The following is a 20,503-nucleotide window of genomic DNA, read 5'->3' on the forward strand; positions in this document are numbered from 1 at the left end:
TTGCGATGCTCTGCTACGGCAGCCCGGCCGTACGCTTGTACGGCTGCGCTTCTCAGCTGAAACTGCTGCCGCTCGCGACGGTTTTTCGAGGTGCGCATCAATTGGTTGTCGAGCTGGAATCGACACTACGAAACTACGTCAAAATGTACGACCACAGCATTCCGCAGCGAGCACTCAAACACAAAATACCTGTCCAAGTCCTCAAGGACCAGCGCGAAAATGCCTTGGATTTTTCAGAAAATACATGTATAACCAGGCGGCTCTTGACACCCAAGGTTTTTAACCTAAATAGGACAAACCGCCCAACACTACGCGCCTACCCAGAAAAATTTTTTGCAGCAAAGCCTAATAAAGCATTATTAAGTCGTAATTCCGTAATTTAATGAACCGCATTCCATGCAAGCCATTACATTCAAACTTTTCATATCTCCAATTATCAAAGCTCGCGGCTCTTTTTTTTCATATAGCGGAATATTCAGATCGTCATAATCAATAGTCGCAAAATATTCTAATTTACCTCCACAACACATGCAATTTTTTAACGGTTGAACTTCGTTTTTTATTTTTTTACCTTTTAATTGATGCCTTACTCCACCTAAAATCTCACGCTTTGCATATTTTTCCAAAAATTCCTTTTCATTCCATACGCTTTCAGCTACTGCAACCAGCGTTACAGCACGGCTCTCAAAAGGGGTATCGATGAAATTGCTTGGTCCATTCCCATCAATATATCCACCAGCAGCAACTCTATTACCATTATCAATTCGAACAAAATAATTCTTTAAAGAATGCGAACAAAAAGGGCAAACATCCATTGTGACGTATCCTAACTCATCGTAAAAATTGAGGTCAGGCATGCCATTAATAGATTTATGGATGGAAAAAACAGGGAACATTTTTTCACCACAATTTGGGCATTTACACAAGCCCGGTTTTTCCTCATTCAAGCTACCCACATATACTTTATCATCATAAGCAGCTTTTTCAGGTTGAATTTCCAAAAAATACCCGACCATTATTTTCCTCTACGTGTACCTGGAGTTCTAGTTGGATTCAAAGCATCTTGTCTTTGTAGCTCCTCACGACTTATTCGAAGCATTTCTTCAGCATCAGCACGTTTAATTCCACCTTTTATCATAGCTTCCACTTGAATTTTTTCCTCAGCCTCTAAAGTATATACTTTTTGAGTTCTGGCATACTCAGCATTTAACCTTCGTTGCTCAGCAGAAATTGCATCATGATTATATGTTCCGTCATCTGCAACAGCTACAGCATTTCTAGGATTATAGTTTTCATTATTACTCCTGCTTGCCTGCTGATGTGGGTGATGGCCTTGAACATCACTGTATGATCCTACCGTATGGGGCCCCACCTGTTGGCGCTCGATAATATTGTTAACCGTGATACCTCGATTAACGAGTGCATCTACTCCCTTATTTAATACGGTATCAACAACACTGCCAACAACATTCCCAGCAAATCGACCGATCTCATTAGGACCAATTTCAACTTCATATCCATGGACGCTGAAAGAAAAATTCCATTTCTTTCTTTCTGCAAGATCAGTGACATAGTCACGTGCCTGTATCTGAGCGAAAGTTGAAATAGCACCAGTGACATCGCCTACAGCAGATTCTAAACTGACCCTAGCAACCTCCATAGCGACTGTTTTTACTGGCCCCCCTCCAATAACGGCTTTTATACCAGCGTAGGTAGCAGTTGCAACCAACTGGTGTTCAGAATAGAAATCTGCAAATTCGGAAAGAAGCTGACTCGCTCCCAAGACGGTTTCAGAAATTATACTTTGGCCGCTTGGCCCAATATACTCGCCATTGATGGTTTCAGAATATCCCTCGCTACGTTGCTCTATGGAATCATTTGAAAGTTGATCTAGGCCATGACTAGCAATTGGACTCGAATCATTTCTAAATGCATGAGCTACACGCGAACCGATTTCGCTTTCCGAAAAATCACCCGGCGCCGCATCCAAACGACTTATAGGATCTGCCAATGCAACGGTAGCTTGCTGGATTTGCTCAAGTGTGGCTCCTCCTTGTACTGCGCCTTGAACAAAGTTAAAAGAAGCTCGATACCTTGGATCTGCGATTGCACGGCCATTTTCGTTAAGTACATAAGGTGTGCCAGAGCGGTTTAACGTATCGATCAGTCTGCTGTTAGCACGTGATTCTTCAATAGTGGTCGAAATAGACTTACCGAGGGCTGTTCCTAGAGCATTACCAAACGCGTCGGCCACAATCGACTTTAATTCCAGCTTGCCTCCTGTAGCAACAGTCGCTACAGTCTGACCTGCAGTCTGAGCGATGGTCGATCGTGCAATTTCGTTAATACCGCTCAGCATCCTACTACTGGCTACGTTGCTGCTTACGCCAGCAGAAATCGCTGATGCCACCACCCCTTTCCAGTCAAAGCGATCCTGCACGCCAACAACTACTCCAACGCCCTGCGATACAGCATTTGAGATCGCAGCATTCTTAGCTGCGTCCAAAGGCGAAGATGCCTTACCAAGGCCACCAGTTACTGCATTACCCACTGCGCTGGTGAATACTTCCCCCCAACTAAAGGAATCACGTACTCCAAGAGCAATACCGGTAACCTGACCGGCGACACTACCCAATGCCCCCGCCACAAAGCTTCCAAGGCCGGAAGTCGCCCACACGACAGCGATCGAGACCGCTGCCACAATCAATTTCTTAGCGCAGCTCCCCCCCGACTTGGAAGATTGCGCCGGCGGCAACGGCAGCGTCGGACTCGTATCACCGATCGCCTGTTGCGCGTTGTATGGCGTGAAGGTGCCCGCATCGTTATGCACGACGTTGGCCCGCGGCGGCAGTTTCAGCGTCTGCCCTTCGGTCAGCACCGAATCCACGTCCAGGTTGTTGGCGTTGGCGATCAGGTACCACAGGTTGGCGTCGCCCCATACCGCCTTGGCGATCGACTTCAGGGTATCGCCCTGCTGCACGTAGTGGATCGTCGGCGAAGCCAGGTTGGCGCCCGACAGGGCAGACTGGTAGCCATTGGCGAAATTGCTCGGATCGGCCTGGTCGCTGTTGCTTCCCAATACCTCGCCGTTGACGATCAGCGTGCGTTCGGTCTTGCCGCCCTGGTTCGTGAGCAGTACACGCCCTGCAGCGTCGTTGATGAAAGTGCGGTTCTTGTTCGTGGCGCTATTGTCGATGACGCCGATGACCGAGCCGTTCGCATCGAGGGTCGTGATGGTGGTCTGCGTTACCTTGTCGATCTTGCCGACCACCTGGACTTCTTTCGCCGAATCGAAGTAGGTGTAGGTCGTGGTGTATTCCGAATGCCGGCTCGCGTTACCGAGGCTGTCCGCAGGAACTTGTACGTATTGGATCAGGTTGCCCGCGCCGTCATAGCCGGCGTTGGGATGGGACTGGATGGGCCTGTAATAGATGTCGTCGAGCTTGTCTGCCTTCAGATTGAATAACTTGATGCGATCAACTTTACCGGCGGCGTTGTAGTGATACGTCTTGTAGTTCGTTGGAACACCGAGTTCCTTCATTCTGGATTCACTCTCGTTGCGCTTTGGCCCGCTCTTTACCACGCGTCCGAATTCGTCGTAGAAGCGTTCCTCGATCACCACGCCGTCGCGCGTCACAGTCGCTAAGCGGCCTAGCGTGTCGTACGCGAAACGTTCAGTCGTTGGGACTGTATTATTTTGCGCATTCTTATAGTAGTAAGTATCGGTAGCCCGGCGGCCCAGGCTGTCATACGTGAGGCTGTGTCCCTTCGACCCCATACTGATACTGCCGTTGGCCTTGATACCGTTCGCGATCACCTCGCGATTCATGGAGTCATACGTGTTCCACACATCGGTATCGACCGCCTGTTTGTTGCTGTTGACGTAATGGGTCGTAACGCGGGTACGGTTGCCGTTGCTGTCGTACTCCATGTTGACCTTGAAGAAGTCGTCTTCGACCTGGCTCATGCGGCCATACGCATCGTAGGTGATGCGATTGTTCTGCGCGGTCAGTACCTGTCCGGCAGTCGAGATCGTCTGTTCCAGCACGTGGTTACCGGCCAGATCGTATTTGTAAACCGTGACAAGGCCGACGCCCTGGTCGTCGATACGTGCAAGCAAGCCGTAATCGTAGGTATAAAAAATCTTCTGGGCACCGGTATTCTGGCGCGCGGTCGATTCTTGGTAAATCAGGTGTCCCTGGCCATCGTACTGGTACTGCACCGTCGCGCCGCCCTGGTCCACGTGGCTCATCACATGGCCGAAGGCATCGCTCTGCCAGCTCATGGTCTTGCCGGCGCCGTCCATTTCTGCAGTCTTGTGACCGTACGCATCGTAGACCCATCTCGTCCGGTTTCCGGCGTTGTCGATCTGGGCGATGACGTTGCCGGCCAGGTCGTAGCGGGTGATATTGGTAATCTCCGGACGACGGGTAGTACCCTGCTGCGCATAGCTGGTGGTGCGGTAGCGGCGCCCCATTTCATCGTAGGCGTATTCCTCGCGGATGTCCCAGCTGCCGCTGACGATCAGCGCTTCCATCTCGTGCGTGCCGTAGAAGTCCCCGGCGTAATACAAGTCGGTTGTCTTGCGTACCATCGAGATCATCTGGCCCATGTGGTCATAGGCATACGACGTCAACATGCCGTCGCGCGCCTTGAGCGAGATTCGCTCGCCGAACAGGTTCAATGAAGACACTTCTGTCGTTCCATCGGCGAACGTGGTGGTCGACGAACCGTCGTTCGCATAGGTGATGGATGTCAGGTTGCCGTTCGAATCGCGGCTACCCAACGAGCGGCCCAGCCGGTCGTAGTAATTGTATTGGCTCGACAGCTCCGTCTCACCCTGTTCGAAGCTGACCAGCCTCTTCGTGGTCTGCTCGTTGAGCGCGTTGTATCCGTACTCCATGCGCCAGTTCACGTTGCGCGGGTCCGTCACCTCCAGGACGTTGCCCCACCTGTCGTATTTGGTATGCGTGGTGGGCGTGCGCAGCGCGGCCGAGGCCGGCTGCCCATCGGCCAGCTTGACGGTGCCGTCGACGCGCTGGGCATCCTTGTGCAGCAACATCCTGCCCATCAGGTCGTAGCGGTTCTCGACCGTGTCGAAGCCCTTCACCTCGAGATAGGTGGCGGAAATCGCGTCGCGCACGTCCTTGGCGCTGGTGTACAGCCTCAGGTCGTTGAGGCTGTCCCCTGCACGGTTGGTCCCCGTCACTTGCTGGGTCAGGTTGCCGTGGATGTCGTAGTACGTCACCTTGGTGACGCCGTCGCCGACATTGGTGTGCCATGCGTGGCCGGCATTGTCGTATTCGGCGAACTCGTAGACGTTGCCGTTCATGGCGCGCGACGTGACTTCGCCGAACGAGTTGTAGGTCAGCGTCTGGACGTTGCGGCCGATGTCCGCCGCGGCCTTGTCCACGATGCCCGTCACCATGCCCGGCGCCGATTGCTGCGCCGCGACCGTGCTGTCCGGTGTCGTTACCGACACCATCTGGCCGGTGGCGTCGTAGCGGAAGACCTTGTAGTTGTTCAGCGTGACGGTGGCATCTTTCGACGTGTGGTCGGTCACGGTCTGCCATTCCTTGGCCACCCTTCCGCCTTGGTCATAGGTATGCCAGGTGATGCTGCCGTTCGCGTCGATGGTTCCGGTCACGTTGCCGTTGGCGTCGTACACGTTGATCGTCACACGGTCGTCGGCGCCGACTTTCAGCGTTGAGTTTCCGGCGTCATCAATGGTTTGGTATTGGCTGTAGGCGGTCTGCCGCACAACATTGCCGAGGGAATCGCGCGCGAAGTCCGTGATGATCCAGGATCGGCTGGAGTCATAGGCCGAAGCACTGCCATCGATCGTATTCAGAATCCGGGTCACACGTCCGAGCGCATCGTACAACGTACGAACCTTGTTGAGCAGTGGATCTTTAGTCGAGGTGAGGTTGCCGACGTTGTCGTAGGTATAGGTGGTGGTCAGCGTGCCACGCGTCGATGCCTGTGCGCTGGTGTTGTATGCCACGTTGAGGCGTTGCTCGGACAGCTTACGCTCGTCCAAGTCATACGCGTACCGAGTATCACGGTCATTGTCGGTCACTGCCGGCGAAGTCGGGCTGATCGTGTAATCCGACGTCGCTGCCAAACCCGGATCGCCGCTTCGCTGCGCGTATTCATAGGTCCGGCTCAGGTTGCCGAAGGCGTCGTACTCCGTGCGCGTCAGGTAGCCGCCGGTCTCGGTCGCGATCCTGGTTTCGTTGTCGCGCGCCAGCTTGTTGCTGGCCAGCGTGTCGGCAGCCACGAATTCGGCTGTTTTGAAACCGCGGCGGTCGTAGTACATGCGTGTGACCGCCGCTTCGCCCACCTGCGACTTGGCGTCGCGGTAGTCGCCGCCCGCGGCGTATTCCTTGCGCTCCACGGCGTCGCCGAAGGCGTTGTAGGCGAAGCTGGTCACCTTGCGCAGGCTGGCGTAGCCCATCGCGGGGTTGGCGCTGCCGGCAGCGGTGACGTCGGTGTAGTAGTAGCTCGCCGATTCCGCCACCTTGATGGCGCGTCCCAGGCCGTCGTGCAGCGTATCGACCACGCGGTCCAGCGCGCCCATGTGCAGTTCGATGGCGCTGCGCACGCTGGCCAGCGAGTAATCGCTCACGGCGCCGTACACCTGGGTATTGGCAGGCATGTTCTTCTTGGCGCGGATTTCCAGGTTGAAGCGGTCGTCGTTGCCTTGTACCGCGGTACGCGCCTGCAGGAAGTCCAGCACCGCCTGGGTGCGGGTCGGCGCCGCATCGGCTGCCGTTACCCAGGCATTCAGGTCGGCGCCCGGCGCGCGGCCGAGCGCGTTCTGGCTCAGCGCGGTGATGAAGGCCGCGGTGCTCATGTTGACCGGATACAGCGTCTTGCCTTCGGCGCTGTCGAACAACACGTGGGCGAGGCCAGCCTCGTTGCCGCCGCCGGCCAGGTAGGTCATGCCGTCCAACAGTTGCGTCGCGGTCGGTGCGTGGCCGAGGATCGCCGTGTACAGCAGGCTGACGCGGTAGCGCGGCGCGCTCAGCACCCACGGATGGAGGAAGTCGTCCATCTTGTTGGCGAACACGTCGCGGTCGCGCTGGGCCGGCACTTCGCTGATGATGCGCAGCATCAGCTTGCCGCGCGTCATGCCCTGCTCGCCGCCGATCTTCACCCAATAGTCGGTCTCGGCCTGCGTGGGCGCCCGTTCATAGGTGTCGTTGAAGAGGCGCGCCACGTAGGATGGCAGCTCCATACCGGGCAAGTTGTAGTACAGCGACTCTTTTTGTTCCAGTATCTTGTCGGCGAGCTCCGCCATGGTGTGGCCGCTCTTCAGGTAGGCCAGCCAGAAGTTCACGCCGCCGCCGTCGGGCGCGCGGTTGTAGAACGCCGCATAGATCTTGGCGATGTCTTCCCTGGCCGCCTTGTCGGGATCGACCGGGGCATTGATCGCCTCGGCATAGCGGGTCAATTTCTCGACCTCGCCGAAGGCGTTGTATTCGTAGGCGGTGACGTTGCCCAATTGGTCGATGTCGTAGGCGACCCGGCCGAGCGCGTCGTACACCTTGCGGCTGACGTTGCCGTACACGTCGGTGCCTTCGATGGCGTTGCCGAGCGCATCGTAGGTGACCGTCGTGGTCGGATCGACGGCCTTGGTGTAGCCGGCATTGCTCGCAGCGGACAAAGGATCAGCCGCGTAATCGTAGGCCGCGACCTGCGGCAGGATGGTCTTGACCTGGCGTCCGGCCAAGTCGTAGGCATAACGGGTCGTGCGCGTGCCCGCTCCACCCACGCCCTCGATACGCGAAGTCAGGTGGCCGAACGCATCGTAGGTCATGCGCGTTTCGATTTGCACGGATTTACCTACGCCTGAACCCTCCGATACCGTCACCGCCGGGGCGCGTTCCACCAGCAAGTGCCCGGCCACGTCGTACACATAGGTCCAGGTGGCGCCGTTTCTGTTGGTATACGCGGTCTTGCGGCCCAGCGCATCGTAGGTGTACAGGTCCGATTTCCCCATCGGATCGATGCTGGCGACGAGGTTGCCCTGGTTGTCGTACTGGTACTGGGTACGGCGGTTCTGGACATCGTTCTGGTTGACCTTGCTCAGCACGCTCGCCACCGACTGGTCGTCGCCGATCACGGTCTGGGTCGTGTAGCGGATGCTGTCCGATACCAGGCCCAGCGCGTTGTAGCGCGTCTCGGTGACGTAGCCTTCCGGATCGATGCTCAAGCGCGCGATGCCGTCGGCGCCGTACACGGTGCGATGGACCCTGAATTCGGCCTGGGTGGCGGCGCCGCTGTTCTCGATTTCGCGCACCAGGTGGCCGGCGCCGTCATAGGTATACGCCGTCGACACGCCGACCGCGTCGGTCTTGACCGACACCCGGTTGGCGGCATCGTACTGGTAGCGGGTAACGCGGTCGCCGTCGAGGTTGGACAGCAAGGCGCCGGTGCGCGTTTCCAGCGCCTTGAGCACCGCTTCCTGCGTCGGCGTGCCGGCCAGGCGGATCGGGTTGGCGTAGGCGGTTTCGGCGCGCACGTTGCCGGCACCGTCGTATTCGCGGCGCACCACGCTGCCCAGCGCATCGATGGTAAAGCCGAGGCGGTTGGCCTTGTCGTACACGTAGCGCGTGGTGCTGTCGCGGGTGGCGTCGGCGGCGCCGGCCAGCCAGGTCTTCACCTGCGCGTCCGTCAAACTGCCGTCCGCCGTGCCGGCCAGGAAGTTGGCGTAGGCCGTGCGGCCGGTCACGTTGCCGTCTGCGTCGAATTCCTGGCGCGTGACCGACCACTGCAAGCCGTCGGCATTGCCGCGCTGCGCCACCGCCGAGACGACCATGCGGCCGGCGCCGTCGTAGCTCATGCGCGCGTGCGCATCGGCGGCGGGGTTGGCCGATACGCTCGCCAGCCACTGGGCCAGCTGGGCCTGGGTCGGGTCCAGGACGACGGTGTTGTCCGACAATAGCGTCGCGTAATCGACGCGCTCGGTCATGCGGCCGGCGCCGTCGTAGGCCATCTTGCTTACCGACCAGTACGCCGCGGCGTTGTCGAAATTCTGTACCGTTGCGCTGCCGACCAGGCGGCCGGCGGCGTCGTACAACATGTGCTTGGCGCTGACCGGGCCGGTCGCATCCGACGAGGTCCTGGCGGACACTACGTTGCCGTTGCCGTCGTAACGGTACTTGGTGACGCCGCCCGCCGCGTTGGTCTGCTGTAGCACCTGGCCACGCACGTCGTACACGCTCGACACCGAGATGCTTCCGGCGACATTGGCGGGCGCCCAGGCGCTCACCGCCGCATCGGTCAATGCCACGTTCGACGGCAGGAAGACGGCATACTGGGTGGTTTGCGCGACGCGGCCGTTGTTGTCGTAGCGCTGCTGCGTGACGCTGCGGTCGCCCTCGACGGTGAAATGAAGGCGCCCGTCCTTGTCGTAGAGGTAGGTGGTGACGTTGTCGCGGTTCGCATCTGGCTCTAGATATCCCCGAACGGTGGCGAGATCCAGGCGCTTGCCGGCGTTATCGAAATTTTTCTTGAAATTTGCCATCAATGGACGCGCGTAACGCGTCACCGAGGCAATGCGGTCGCTGCCGGCCTCGTAGGCATACACAGTAACGTCGCCGGCGCCATCGATCTCCCCGACCTTGCGACCATCCTGGTCGTAGATGTAATGCGTGATGTTGCCGTTGGCATCGGTGCTGCGGAACGGCGCCGTGCCAAGGCTATCGTAATCGTAGGTGGTCTTGAGCTTCAGGCCGTCCGGGTCGGCGATGGTGGCCGTGCGGCGGCCGGCCAGGTCGTACTGGTATTCCACCACGCGCCCGGCCGGATCGGTGGTGCGCACCGTGCGGCCCAGCTTGTCATAGGCGAAGCTGGTGGTCAAGGCCAAGCCGCCCTGCTCCGCGCTCTGCACCGCCGTCTGCACGCGCCCCAGGGAATCGTAGGTGGTGGCCGTGATGGCGCCGGTCGGGTCGGTGACGGTCAGGGTACGGCCCTGCGCATCGTAGGTATAGCTGGTGACGAGATTCAACCCGCCCACGTCGACGGTGCGGCGCAGCACGCGGTCGACGCTGTCGTACTCGAACCGCGTGACGCTGCCGTTTCCATCGGTCGTGGTCACCATGTTGCCAGCGCGGTCATAATCGTGCGCCTCGCTAGTGCCCAGCTTATCGCTGACCGACTTGAGGTTGCCGTCCTGGTCGTAAGTATAGGTAGTCTTGTCGCCGTTGGCGTCGATCAGCTCGGCGACGTCGCCGAAGGCGTTGCGCACCACCGAGTGCACCACGCCTTCCGCGGTGGTCATCGTCATCTTGCGCGCGGCGGTGTCGTAGCTGTAGGTCGTCACGCCGCCGGACGTGTCGATTTCCTTGACCACGCGGTCGAAGGCGTCGTAGACGGTCGACTTGCCCGTGCCCGTTGCACTGACCACGGACACCAGGCGCCCGAGTTTGTCGTAGGCATAGGTATCGCCGCTACCGGTATTATCGTTCTTGCTGTAGATGACGCGGCCGAAGGCGTCGCGCGTGATGACCGACCTGGTCAGCACGGCGCCGGTCTGCGCGTTGGCCAGGTCTTCCTGCGCCAGCAGTTCGCCGCGTGCGGTATAGGTGTAGCGGGTTTGCGCGGTGCGGCCGTCGCCGATGTCGGCCCGGTCCAGCACCACCTCGTTAAAAGTGTCGTAGGTGAACACATGCGTACCGGTTTCGTCGGTGCGCGAGGTCATCCTGCCGGTGGCATCGTAGGCATAGGTGGCGACATAGTCGCGCGCCGTGCTGCGCAGCGTCGCCAGGCGCGCCTCGATCGCGCCGAACTCGCCGCCGGTCATCTTCCCGAGCTCTGCGCCATCGATGCGCTGGGCGTAGCGGACCAGGCTGGTGACCTGGTTGATGGCGTTGTAGGTGCGCTGCTCGACCTCGCCGGCTGCGTTGACGGTGGCCGCCAGGCGGCCGTCCTGGTCGTAGTAGTAGCGGGTCACGTGGCCATTCGCATCCGTCATCGTGGTGCGGTGGTTGGCCTTGTCGTAGGTGTAGGTGGCGGCATACGAGGTCCACACGGCTTCCTGCTGGGCGGAGGTGCCCGCCAATGCCAGCTGGGCAGCACCGACGCCGCTCAGCTCGGCCGTCACGCGGCCGAGCGCGTCGTAGCGTACCAGGCCGCCGCGCGCGCCGGCGGTCCCGGCGGCGGCGGTGGTCGAGGTGCGGTTGCCGACGGCATCGTATTCGTAGCGCGTTACCGAACCGTCCACGCCGGTAACGCTGCTCACGTGGTCGAGGGTATCGTAGGTGTAGGTGATGGACTGGGTGTCGTTGCCTACCTGCGGGAGCACTTGCACCAACGTCTGGCCGGATTTGTATGCGATCGGGTTAGCATAGCGCACACTGCGGCCGAGATTGCCTGCCGCATCGTAGTCATGCACGGTCACGTAGCCTTGTCCGTCAATCTCGGCAACTAATTGACCCTTGGCATCATACAGATTGTATTCGTGGATATCGTTGGCATGGCTGGGACTGCCAGAGCTTGGGCGAAACTCTCCTACTCCCCATGTAGCGTAGATATTAGGCTTTACTTCGGCCCCTGCATAGCGCACCGTTTCCACCAATTGTTCGGCAGCATTATAAACATATTCGGTAAGGTAACCCGCCGCATCCACTTCACCAGCCAGTTTGCCGTCGGTCTTGTAGAGATAGCGATGGATGCGGTCGCTGTCGTTGGCTACCACTGGCACGCCGGTTGGGCTTCCCGAAGAGATATTCGCCACATTGAAGCGCTGGATCTGTGCGAGGACACGACCGGCCTTATCATAAACGGTCGAGGTCACGTTGCCGGCGCCGTCAACGGTATCCGTCAGACGACCCGCGGCATCGTAGAATCGCCATTCGTGCACGTCTGCACTACCTGGCTTAAGGTCGAGCTGCGCCGGGCGGGACGTCGCCAGGCTGGGCGTCCTAAGGCTCGTACTTAAGCGCTCGGCATGCTGGATCACCTCGCTTACCAGGCCCTTAGCATTATATTTGTATTCGACGACGCTGCCATCGCTGTCGATATCCAGGGACTTGCGGTTGAGGCTATCGTACAGAGTGAAATTGCGGTTGCCGTTAGCATCCTGCACCATGGCCAGGCGGCCTTCGGCATCATAGCCGTAGTACACCTCGCTTAAAACGGCGGAGCCACTTTTCTCGACGACGGCGAGGGTGCGGCCGGCGGTATCGAACGTGGTTTCGCTGACGCGGCCGTTGGGATATGTCGTCCGGCTCAGGGTCGACAGTGTGCTGACACCATTCACGATGCGCTGTACCGGTATATCCTCGCGCGTCGTGACGACGCTGTTCGCGCCGGGGTCAACTGTCGTCAGTAAGCGGCCCATGCCGTCGTAAACATAGGACGTGACATGGCCCTTGCCATCGATTTTTGACAGCAACTGGCCAGCTTGGTCGTAGGTGAAGCGGGCAACCGACTCCGTCCCGTTACGGATACCAGTGCCATCGCTGGCCAGGTCAGTGTAGGTGGTTGCCGTAGCCAGGCGGCCACGAATGTCATAGCCGTAATCGGTTCGTAACGCCCGCGTTTTATCTATTCCAGCGACCCAGTTAACCAGCTGCGACTCGTTCGGGTTGACGACGGCTGACGAATAGAAATCTTTTGCATACGCGATCGTAGCTGAACGCTGACCACGCTGGTCGTAGCGGTATTCCTGGACGTTCCTGTCACCATCAATCACGAAGCGCAGATGTTCACGTGCGTCATAAATGTAATAACTCGTGGCGTCGTTATTGAGCATTTCGTCTAGCAACAAATTATTGTCGCTGTAGGTACGAACGAACACCCGTCCCGTACTATCGCTTTCATTGGTCGCGTTGCCTCTGGCATCGTAGCGCCTGGTGATCGTATTACCATTCGGCTCGACCATCTTGGTCACATTGCCTTGAGCATCGTATTCGAAATACGTGTGCAGGCTGGCGGCATTGGTACCGGCCATTTCCATATGCAGGATCTGGCCATTGCCATTGAAGTCGTAGCGGGTGATGGTGCCGTCCTTGTCCGTCACCGTGGTCTGGGTGCCGGCATAGGTAAAGGTCTCGCTCTCGTACTTGCCGTCGCTCACCGTGGCGACACGGTCGCCCTGGTAGGTGAAGGTCAGCTTGCTGCCGTCGGTCTGCTCGATGGTCGCAATACGGTTGCTGGCGCCATCGTAGGTGTATTTGGTGGTGAAACTGCTGTTGGCCGACAGCGCGGTGGTGACTTGCGCAAGGCGATTCTGTGAATCGTAGGTGTAGCTGACCCGGCTCGACACCTTGAGCGGGCCGTCGGCGGTATCGCGATAACGGACTTCGGCAGACATCAGGTTTTTGCCGCTGGCACCCGCATAGGTGAAGAACGTGCCGGCGCCGGTGGCATCGGTCACCGACGCCAGCAAGCCATTGGCCTGGTAGTTGAAGGTCAGGCGGTTGCCGTCCAGGTCGAGCATCGATGCCAGCCGGCCGCCATTCGCGCCATCGTAGGTTTCCGACAGATCCGTGCTGCCGGACTGCCAAGTCCAGACCTTGGTGGCGGCGTCGTAGCTCAACGTATCGAAGGCATTGCCGCCGTCGGTCGAGACATACATGCTGCGCGAACTATCGTAGGTGAACTTGTAGCGCGTGCCATCGCCGTCGACCCGCTCGACGGTGCTGCCGGCGGCGTTGGCCGTGCCGGTCAACCCCGTCACCTGGCGGGACAACCCCAGCTTCCAGTTGTCGCCATTGTCGTCGTCCAGCTTGCCCTGCGAGTTGTAGGTGCGCCCCACCGCGATGTCGATGCCGACCGACGCCAGGAAATCGTCCTGGTGCTGGATCACCAGGTTGCCGGTACTGGCGTTCACGTACACGGACTCGCCGTTCTGCCCCTGCAGCGCGTTGCCGGCCAAGCCGCGCTGTCCCAACAATGCCGCAGAGCTGTTCAACAAGCCCAGACCGTTACCGCCGACGATTGCCACCATTTTGTAGTCTCCCAAGCCAACTGACGATTCATGCGGTGCCCGAAGGGGCAATACCGCTCACTTGGCAAGGTATCCGGTGGTTTTTGAAATTGTTTATGGCGTTTCGGTCATTTTGATAAAAAATTTTAACGACGATCTTCGCTTTGTATTATCAAGATTACATTTTTCAAGAATGGCTCATTTACCCGATCGATGCAGCTCGGCCGATCCGGTCGACGCCTGCGTGGAACCGACTCCCGCGGGCGCCGCCGCCGGCACCGCCGGCACGGCGATCTCGAGCGCGATCCTGGCGACGTTCAAGCCGCCGTCCGGTGCCGGCTGGCGTTTCAATTCGTCCAGCGCGCACAGGATGGAAACGGTGTCGCCGGCCACGAGCAGCGGCGCAGCACCGGGTTCGCACCTGGCGCGCACCTCGATGCGCTGGACCTTGCCGTCCGCGCTACGCACGTCCACAGCCTGGACGACGGCCTCGTCCGTCCCCGCGACATGGACGGCCTCGACGGTGCCGGAAACGCGCTGCAAGGGCATCTTCTCCTGGGCGACGTTGCCCCACCATTCCAGCGAACCGAACAAGCCGTATCTTCCGCTCAGGCCGGTTGCGGGCTTCGAGGGATCTACCGTATCCCGCCGCGTCTCGCAGACATGGTCGAGATGATTGCGCAGCTCGTCGCGCAGCTTGAACACGATTTTCATTGAGGCTCCAATCAGTGGCATTGGCAAAACGGGGGCATCCCCTTGCCAAGGTATCGTCGCATTCCTGATTTTGTTTATAGGAAACTGACTCTTCTACAAAATATTTCAGGGCCTTACAGCGCCACCGTGCCGTACGCCTTCAAATTGACCGTATTCGGAATCTCGTTCATCGACAGGAAGCGCGTGTGCGGCATCACCCGCTCCGCCAGCGCGCGCAGGTGGCGGCGCAGGTCGGGCGCGCACAGCAGCACCGGCAGCATGTTCGCCTTCATCATGCGGTCGGACTGCGTGGCCAGCCGGTTCAGCAGGGTGTCGGCCAGCTTCGGTTCCAGCACCAGCGTGCTGGCCAGGTCGACGTTGCGGATCGACTCGATCAGCGATTGCTCCAGCGCCGGGTCGAGCGTCATCACGGTCAGGGTCTTGCTGTCGCCCAGCAGCGCCTGGCAGATGGCGCCGCCCAGGCGCTGGCGCACCACCTCGGTCAGGTAGCCGGTGTCCTTGCTGGCGCGGCCGGCGTCGACCAGGGTCTCGACGATCAGTTCCAGGTGGCGGATCGATACCTTTTCCTTCAACAGGTTCTGCAGCACCTTCTGCACGTCGCCGACGCTCAGCACCGTCGGCACCAGTTCCTCCACCAGGCCGGGCTGGTCTTCGCGCACGCGCGCCAGCAGCTTGTCGGTCTCGGTGCGCGTGAGCAGCGTGGCCGACTGCTGCTTCAGCACCTCGCTCAGGTGGGTGATGAACACCGTCGGCGCATCCACCAGCGTGTAGCGCGCGGCGCGCGCCACCTCGCGCTCGGTGTCTTCGATCCACAGCGCCGGCAGGCCGTAGGTCGGCTCGCGCGTCTCGACGCCCTTGACCGCCTTGGCGTCGCCGCCGGCCGAAATCGCCAGCGTGCGTTCGGGGAAGATCTCGCCGCGGCCGACCGGAACCCCGAAGATCTGGATTTCGTAGGCATGCTCGGCCAGGCGCTGGACTTCGCGGAAGCGCACGCGCGGCAGCACCATGCCGGCGTCCAGCGCGTACTGCTTGCGGATCGCCACGATGCGGTCCATGAACACCGAATGCTCGCCCGACACCAGCGGCGCCAGGCGCACCCCGACCATCACCTCGACCGGTTCCACGCGCATGTCCGCATACTCGCCGCCGCCGGCTTCCGGTTCCGCGCTTTCCGCTTCGGCTTCTTCCTTGCCGGCCGGCTTGGCGGCGCGCCGCAGCAGGAAGCCGGTGCCCAGCAGGATCACCGCGATGAACAGCACCGGCAGCGACGGTATGCCGGGCAGCACCAGCAGCACCGCCAGCACCGCGCCGATCACCAGCAGGGCCTTGGGGAAGGCGGTGATCTGCCTGAGCACTTCGCCGCTGAGGTTGTTATCGGACGCCGAGCGCGTCACGATGATGCCGGTGCCGACCGCGATCACCAGCGCCGGCACCTGAGTGACGATGCCGTCGCCCACGGTCAGCAGCGTGAACGTGTGCAGCGCTTCGCTCCAGGGCATCCCCATCTGCATCATGCCGATCACCAGGCCGCCGATGATGTTGATCAGCATGATGACGATGCCGGCGATGGCGTCGCCCTTGACGAACTTACTGGCGCCGTCCATCGCGCCATAGAAGCCGCTCTCCTTTTCCAGCATCTTGCGGCGGCGCTTGGCTTCCTCCTGGTCGATGAAGCCCATGTTCAGGTCGGCGTCGATGCTCATCTGCTGGCCCGGCATGCTGTCCAGCGTGAAGCGCGCCGCCACTTCCGAGACGCGCTGGGCGCCGCTGGTCACGACCACGTACTGCACCACCACCAGGATCAGGAACACGATCAGGCCGATCACGTAGTTGCCGCCGACCACGTAGGAACCGATGGCGGCGATCACGCGCCCGGCCTGGGCGTCGGACAGGATCAACCGGGTCGCCGCCACGTTCAGCGACAGCCGGAACAGCGTGGCGATCAGCAGCAGCGAGGGAAAGGTCGAGAATTCCACCGGGCGGTTGACGTAGAAGGTCAGCAGCAGGATCAGCAGCGCGAAGCTGACGTTGGTGAGGATCAGGAAATCCAGCACGTAGGCCGGCACCGGCACGAACAGCACGGTCAGGATGCCGATGACCAGCATGACCATCACCAGGTCGGTATTGTTTTGAAAAAGGCGGCGTAGGGACTGCATGGCTTACTTCCTTGCTGATCTGCGTTGGGCGTCGCGCAGCGAATAGACCCAGACCATGATCCGGGCCACCTGCGGGTAGAATTTTTCGGGCACGTAGTCTTCCTGCCGCACCTCGCGGAACAATGCGCGCGCCAGCGGCCGGTTTTCCACGATCGGTACGCGGTGGCGTGCCGCCACCAGTTTCATGTTCTGCGCCACCTCGCCGGCGCCCTTGGCCACCACCTGCGGGGCACCGCCGCTGCCGTGGCGGTAGCTGATCGCCACCGCCAGGTGGGTCGGATTGGTGAGCAGCACGTCGGCGCCCTGCACCTTCTGCACCGCCGCCGAGCGCTGCAGGACTTCGCGCTGCAGTTCGCGCCGGCGCGCGCGCAGGCGCGGGTCGCCGTCGCGGTTTTTGGCCTCGTCCTTCACTTCGCGCGTGCTCATGCGCATGCGCTTGGTGTATTCCCAGCGCACGTACAGCAGGTCGGCCAGGCCGATCACGAACAGCAGCGCGGCGAGCTTGGTCATCAGGCCGCCGGCCAGGCGCGCGGCGATGCCGAGGTAGCTCCTGGGGTCGGCGCCGGACAATCCCGCCAGTCCCGGCAGCATGCCCTTGAGCAGCGACCAGGTGACCAGCGCCAGCAGCACCACCTTCACGATCGACTTGAACGTCTCGTACAGGGTGCGCATCGACCAGATGCGCTTGAAGCCGGCGGCCGGGTTGATGCGCTGGAAATCCGGCTTCAGCGGTTCGCCGCTGAAGATGACGCCGCTCTGGGCCAGATTGACGCAGATGGCCGCGATCACGATCATCAGCAGCGACGGCGCCAGCAGGCCGGCGCTGGCCACCAGCAGCTTGTCGAGCCAGGCCGCGACCGCGTCGACGGTCCAGCTGTCCTGCGATGCGCGCGCGATCACGCCGCGCTGCAGCTGCGCCAGTTCGCGCAGCCGGTCGGCCACGCCGCCGTGCACCAGCATGGCGGCGGTGGCCAGGATCACCGCGGCACTGAAGTCCTGGCTCTTGGCGACGTTGCCCTTCTTGCGCGCCTCGCGCAGTTTATGCGGTGTCGCCTGCTCGGTCGGGTCGCCGTCGCGTTCAGCCATGGGCCAGCGCTTCCTGCCAGAACGAAAACACGGTGCCGAAGATGCGCGCCATGACCGGCTCCAGCGTGCCGGCCGTGACCGCCACCAGCAGCAGCGCCGCGATCAGCTTGGCCGGCGCGGCGATGATGAACACGTTCATCTGCGGCAGCACGCGCGAGGTCATGGCCAGCGCGACCTCGACCATCAGCAGGCACAGCAGCGTGGGCGCGATCAGCGCCACGCCGAGCGAGAACATCAATCCGAACTGGCGCAGCAGCGGTTCCACCGAAGCCGGTTGCCAGCCTGAACCCGGCGGCACCTGCTCGATCGACCACGCCAGGCCGCGCATCAGCGCATGGTGCGCGTCCATGCCGAAAAAGGCGGCCAGCGCGACCAGGTTGAGGATGGTGGCGAACAGCGGCGCGCCGGCGCGGTTGACCGGGTCGTACACGCTGCCCAGGCCGAGGCCGCTCTGCACGTCGAGCAGCTTGCCGGCGACGGCGAAGGCGCCGAACGCCGCGAACAGCCCGAATGCCATCAGCGCGCCGGCCAGCAGTTCGCCCGCCGCCGCCAGCAGGACGCCGGCCAGGTCGGCCGGCAGCGCCGGATACGCGTCCGGCCGCGCCGGCAGCAGCAGCGCCGCCAGGGCGATCGCGAACAGCACGCGCACGGTCGTCATGCGGCCGAAGCCGGAAAACACCGGCGTCAGCAGCGTCACGGCGGAAGTGCGCACCGACAGCAGCAGCACGGCCATCAGGCGGTCGGCATCGATCTGGAGCAGCATGGTTCAGAAGTACGAAGGGATGTTGGCGATCATCTGGACGCTCAGGTTGACCAGCCGTCGCAGCATCCAGGGACCGCAGGCGAGCAGGATCGCGCCCGCCACGATCAATTTGGGGACGAAGGAGAGCGAGGCTTCCTGGATCTGCGTGACCACCTGCACCACGCTCACCAGCACGCCGACGACCAGCGTGGCCGCCATCAGCGGTGCGCCGATGATCAGCGCGTTCCACATCAGGTCGGCCATCAGTTGCAATGCGAGATCGGAACCCATGACGTTGCCGTCCCGTCAGGCGTTGCCGTTGTCGTCGCCGCCCAGGCGCTGCGCCGCCGGGCTGCCGCTGCGCACCAGCAGGCGGCGCGCGGCGCGGCGCACGAACTCGGGGTCGCGCCCCTTCCCTGCCAGCAGCAGCCGCGCGTACTGCGCACCGGCGTTGCCGGCGTCCAGGCGCTCGGCGCGTTCGAGGGCGGCGTCGGCGGCGGCGGCATCGCCGCGCAGCGCCGCCATCACCGCGAGGGCGCCGTGGCTCTCGCCGAAATTGCGGTCGAGGCCGAGCGCGTGCTCGAACGCGGCCTGGGCGCCGTCGCCGTCGTTGTCGAACAATCTGGCCCAACCCAGTCCGTGCCAGCTGCCGATGTGCTCCGGCATCAGGCCGACCGCGCGCTCCAGCCGCTGGCGCGCCAGCGGAAAGTCCTGCGCCAGCAGGCTGGTCATGCCCAGTCCGAACCAGCTGCGGCCGTCGTCGGGATTGGCCAGGATGGCCCGGCTGAACATCGGATCGGCCTGCTCGGCGTCGCCGGCTTCCAGCGCCAGCGAACCGCCCAGCACCATCGCTTCCGGGCTGGCCGCGCCGGCCTGCATGGCGGCGGCGTTCAGCCGCTGCGCCAGCGCCGATTCTCCCTCGTCGTAGGCCACCAGGCCGTAGGTCGCCAGGAAGGCGCCGGACTGCGCCAGGCGCGGCTCGCAGCGCGCCGCGATGGCCAGCGCCTCGGGATGGCGGCGGGCGTGATGCAGTGCGCTCAGCAGCAGCGTGACCAGTTCGGGCGAGGCATCCTCGGTGTCGGCCTCGGCATATGGCAGCAGGCGCTCGATCGCCGCGTCGTAGGCCCGGATGCGCAGCGCGGCGTAGGCATAGTTGTAGGCCAGCGCCGGATGGGGATGCTGTTCCAGCAGGGCCGCGAACAGGTCCATCGCCTCGCTCCAGGCGCCGCGCCGCAGGTAGATTTCTCCCTTCTTGGCGCGCAGTCCGGCGTGTGCCGGCTCTGCCGCCAGCCCGTCCTCGACCAGCGCCGCGGCGCGGTCGAGCATGCCGGCGGCGCAGGCGGCATCGACCGCGGCCAGCCGCAGCGCCGTATTGGCGGGATCGGCGGCCAGGTGCCGTTCCATGCGGGCGGCGGCATCGGCCGGGTTCAAGCTTGCTTCGGTTTGCATCGAGAGTCAGTCCTTCTGGTTGGTGGCGGCCTTGGCGCCGGCCGGATTGAGTAGTTGGGCGATCGCCCGGTCGACCAGCGGCGCGCAGCCCGGTTCCGCTTCCATGGCGCGCTGGACGTCGTCCACCATCTGCTGGAAGCGGCCGTCGTTGATCAGCCGTTCGCCGAACTGGGACAGCAGCACCGCTTCCAGGAACACGCGGAATGCCTTGCGCCCACGCTGCGGTTCGTCGGGATCGATGGCGGCGACCCGCTTTTCGATGACCGCCTCGAGGCCGCGCCGGGCCGCAGCGGCGCCCGCTGCCTTGACGGCGGCGGGCTTGCCGCGGCGCAGCGTCTGCGTGCCTGCCGCGAAGCGGCCCTGGATCACCGCGACCAGGTCGCGCACCGGGTTGATCGACTGGGTCACCGCACGCCC

9 protein-coding genes and 1 pseudogene are annotated in these 20,503 nt (G+C 61.6%); 1 reads left to right on the top strand and 9 read right to left on the bottom strand.

What is annotated here, in order from left to right; translation table 11 throughout:
• Positions 1 to 110: 110 nt before the first annotated feature.
• A pseudogene (locus HH212_RS27220) lies at positions 111 to 283 on the top strand (IS481 family transposase); the annotation flags it as partial.
• A 76-nt stretch (positions 284 to 359) separates the two neighbouring features.
• On the opposite strand, the gene HH212_RS05065 reads toward HH212_RS27220, so the two are convergent.
• The 9 genes from HH212_RS05065 to HH212_RS05105 form a co-directional block, all read right to left on the bottom strand.
• The gene (locus tag HH212_RS05065) at positions 360 to 1,016 is read right to left on the bottom strand and encodes a hypothetical protein (protein WP_169434362.1); all 657 of its coding nucleotides are present in this window, start codon (positions 1,014 to 1,016) and stop codon (positions 360 to 362) included.
• Positions 1,016 to 13,960 carry a LysM peptidoglycan-binding domain-containing protein gene (locus HH212_RS05070; RefSeq protein WP_169434363.1) on the bottom strand — a complete coding sequence of 4,315 codons (12,945 nt, stop codon included), beginning with the start codon at positions 13,958 to 13,960 and terminating at the stop codon, positions 1,016 to 1,018. Before HH212_RS05070 ends, HH212_RS05065 begins: the two co-directional genes overlap by 1 nt.
• A gap of 177 nt (positions 13,961 to 14,137) precedes the next feature.
• On the bottom strand, positions 14,138 to 14,653 hold the full coding sequence (locus HH212_RS05075; protein WP_169434364.1) for an immunity protein RhsI2 family protein: 516 nt from the start codon (positions 14,651 to 14,653) through the stop codon (positions 14,138 to 14,140).
• A gap of 113 nt (positions 14,654 to 14,766) precedes the next feature.
• The gene (gene flhA, locus HH212_RS05080) at positions 14,767 to 16,809 is read right to left on the bottom strand and encodes a flagellar biosynthesis protein FlhA (protein WP_169434365.1); all 2,043 of its coding nucleotides are present in this window, start codon (positions 16,807 to 16,809) and stop codon (positions 14,767 to 14,769) included.
• Positions 16,810 to 16,812: 3 nt separating this feature from the next.
• Positions 16,813 to 17,895: an EscU/YscU/HrcU family type III secretion system export apparatus switch protein gene (locus HH212_RS05085; protein ID WP_169434366.1), complete on the bottom strand. Its 1,083-nt coding sequence runs from the start codon at positions 17,893 to 17,895 to the stop codon at positions 16,813 to 16,815.
• Positions 17,888 to 18,658 carry a flagellar biosynthetic protein FliR gene (locus HH212_RS05090; protein WP_169434367.1) on the bottom strand — a complete coding sequence of 257 codons (771 nt, stop codon included), beginning with the start codon at positions 18,656 to 18,658 and terminating at the stop codon, positions 17,888 to 17,890. The genes HH212_RS05085 and HH212_RS05090 overlap by 8 nt, the downstream gene beginning before the upstream one ends.
• 3 nt (positions 18,659 to 18,661) lie before the next feature.
• Positions 18,662 to 18,928: a flagellar biosynthetic protein FliQ gene (locus HH212_RS05095; protein ID WP_169434368.1), complete on the bottom strand. Its 267-nt coding sequence runs from the start codon at positions 18,926 to 18,928 to the stop codon at positions 18,662 to 18,664.
• 15 nt (positions 18,929 to 18,943) lie between these two features.
• A complete protein-coding gene (locus HH212_RS05100; protein ID WP_169434369.1) occupies positions 18,944 to 20,086 on the bottom strand; it encodes a tetratricopeptide repeat protein in 1,143 nt (380 codons plus the stop codon).
• A gap of 6 nt (positions 20,087 to 20,092) precedes the next feature.
• Positions 20,093 to 20,494, bottom strand: a complete 402-nt coding sequence (locus HH212_RS05105) for a hypothetical protein (protein ID WP_169434370.1) — start codon at positions 20,492 to 20,494, stop codon at positions 20,093 to 20,095.
• Positions 20,495 to 20,503: the final 9 nt, after the last annotated feature.

The organism is Massilia forsythiae (assembly GCF_012849555.1).
GTDB lineage: Bacteria > Pseudomonadota > Gammaproteobacteria > Burkholderiales > Burkholderiaceae_D > Telluria > Telluria forsythiae.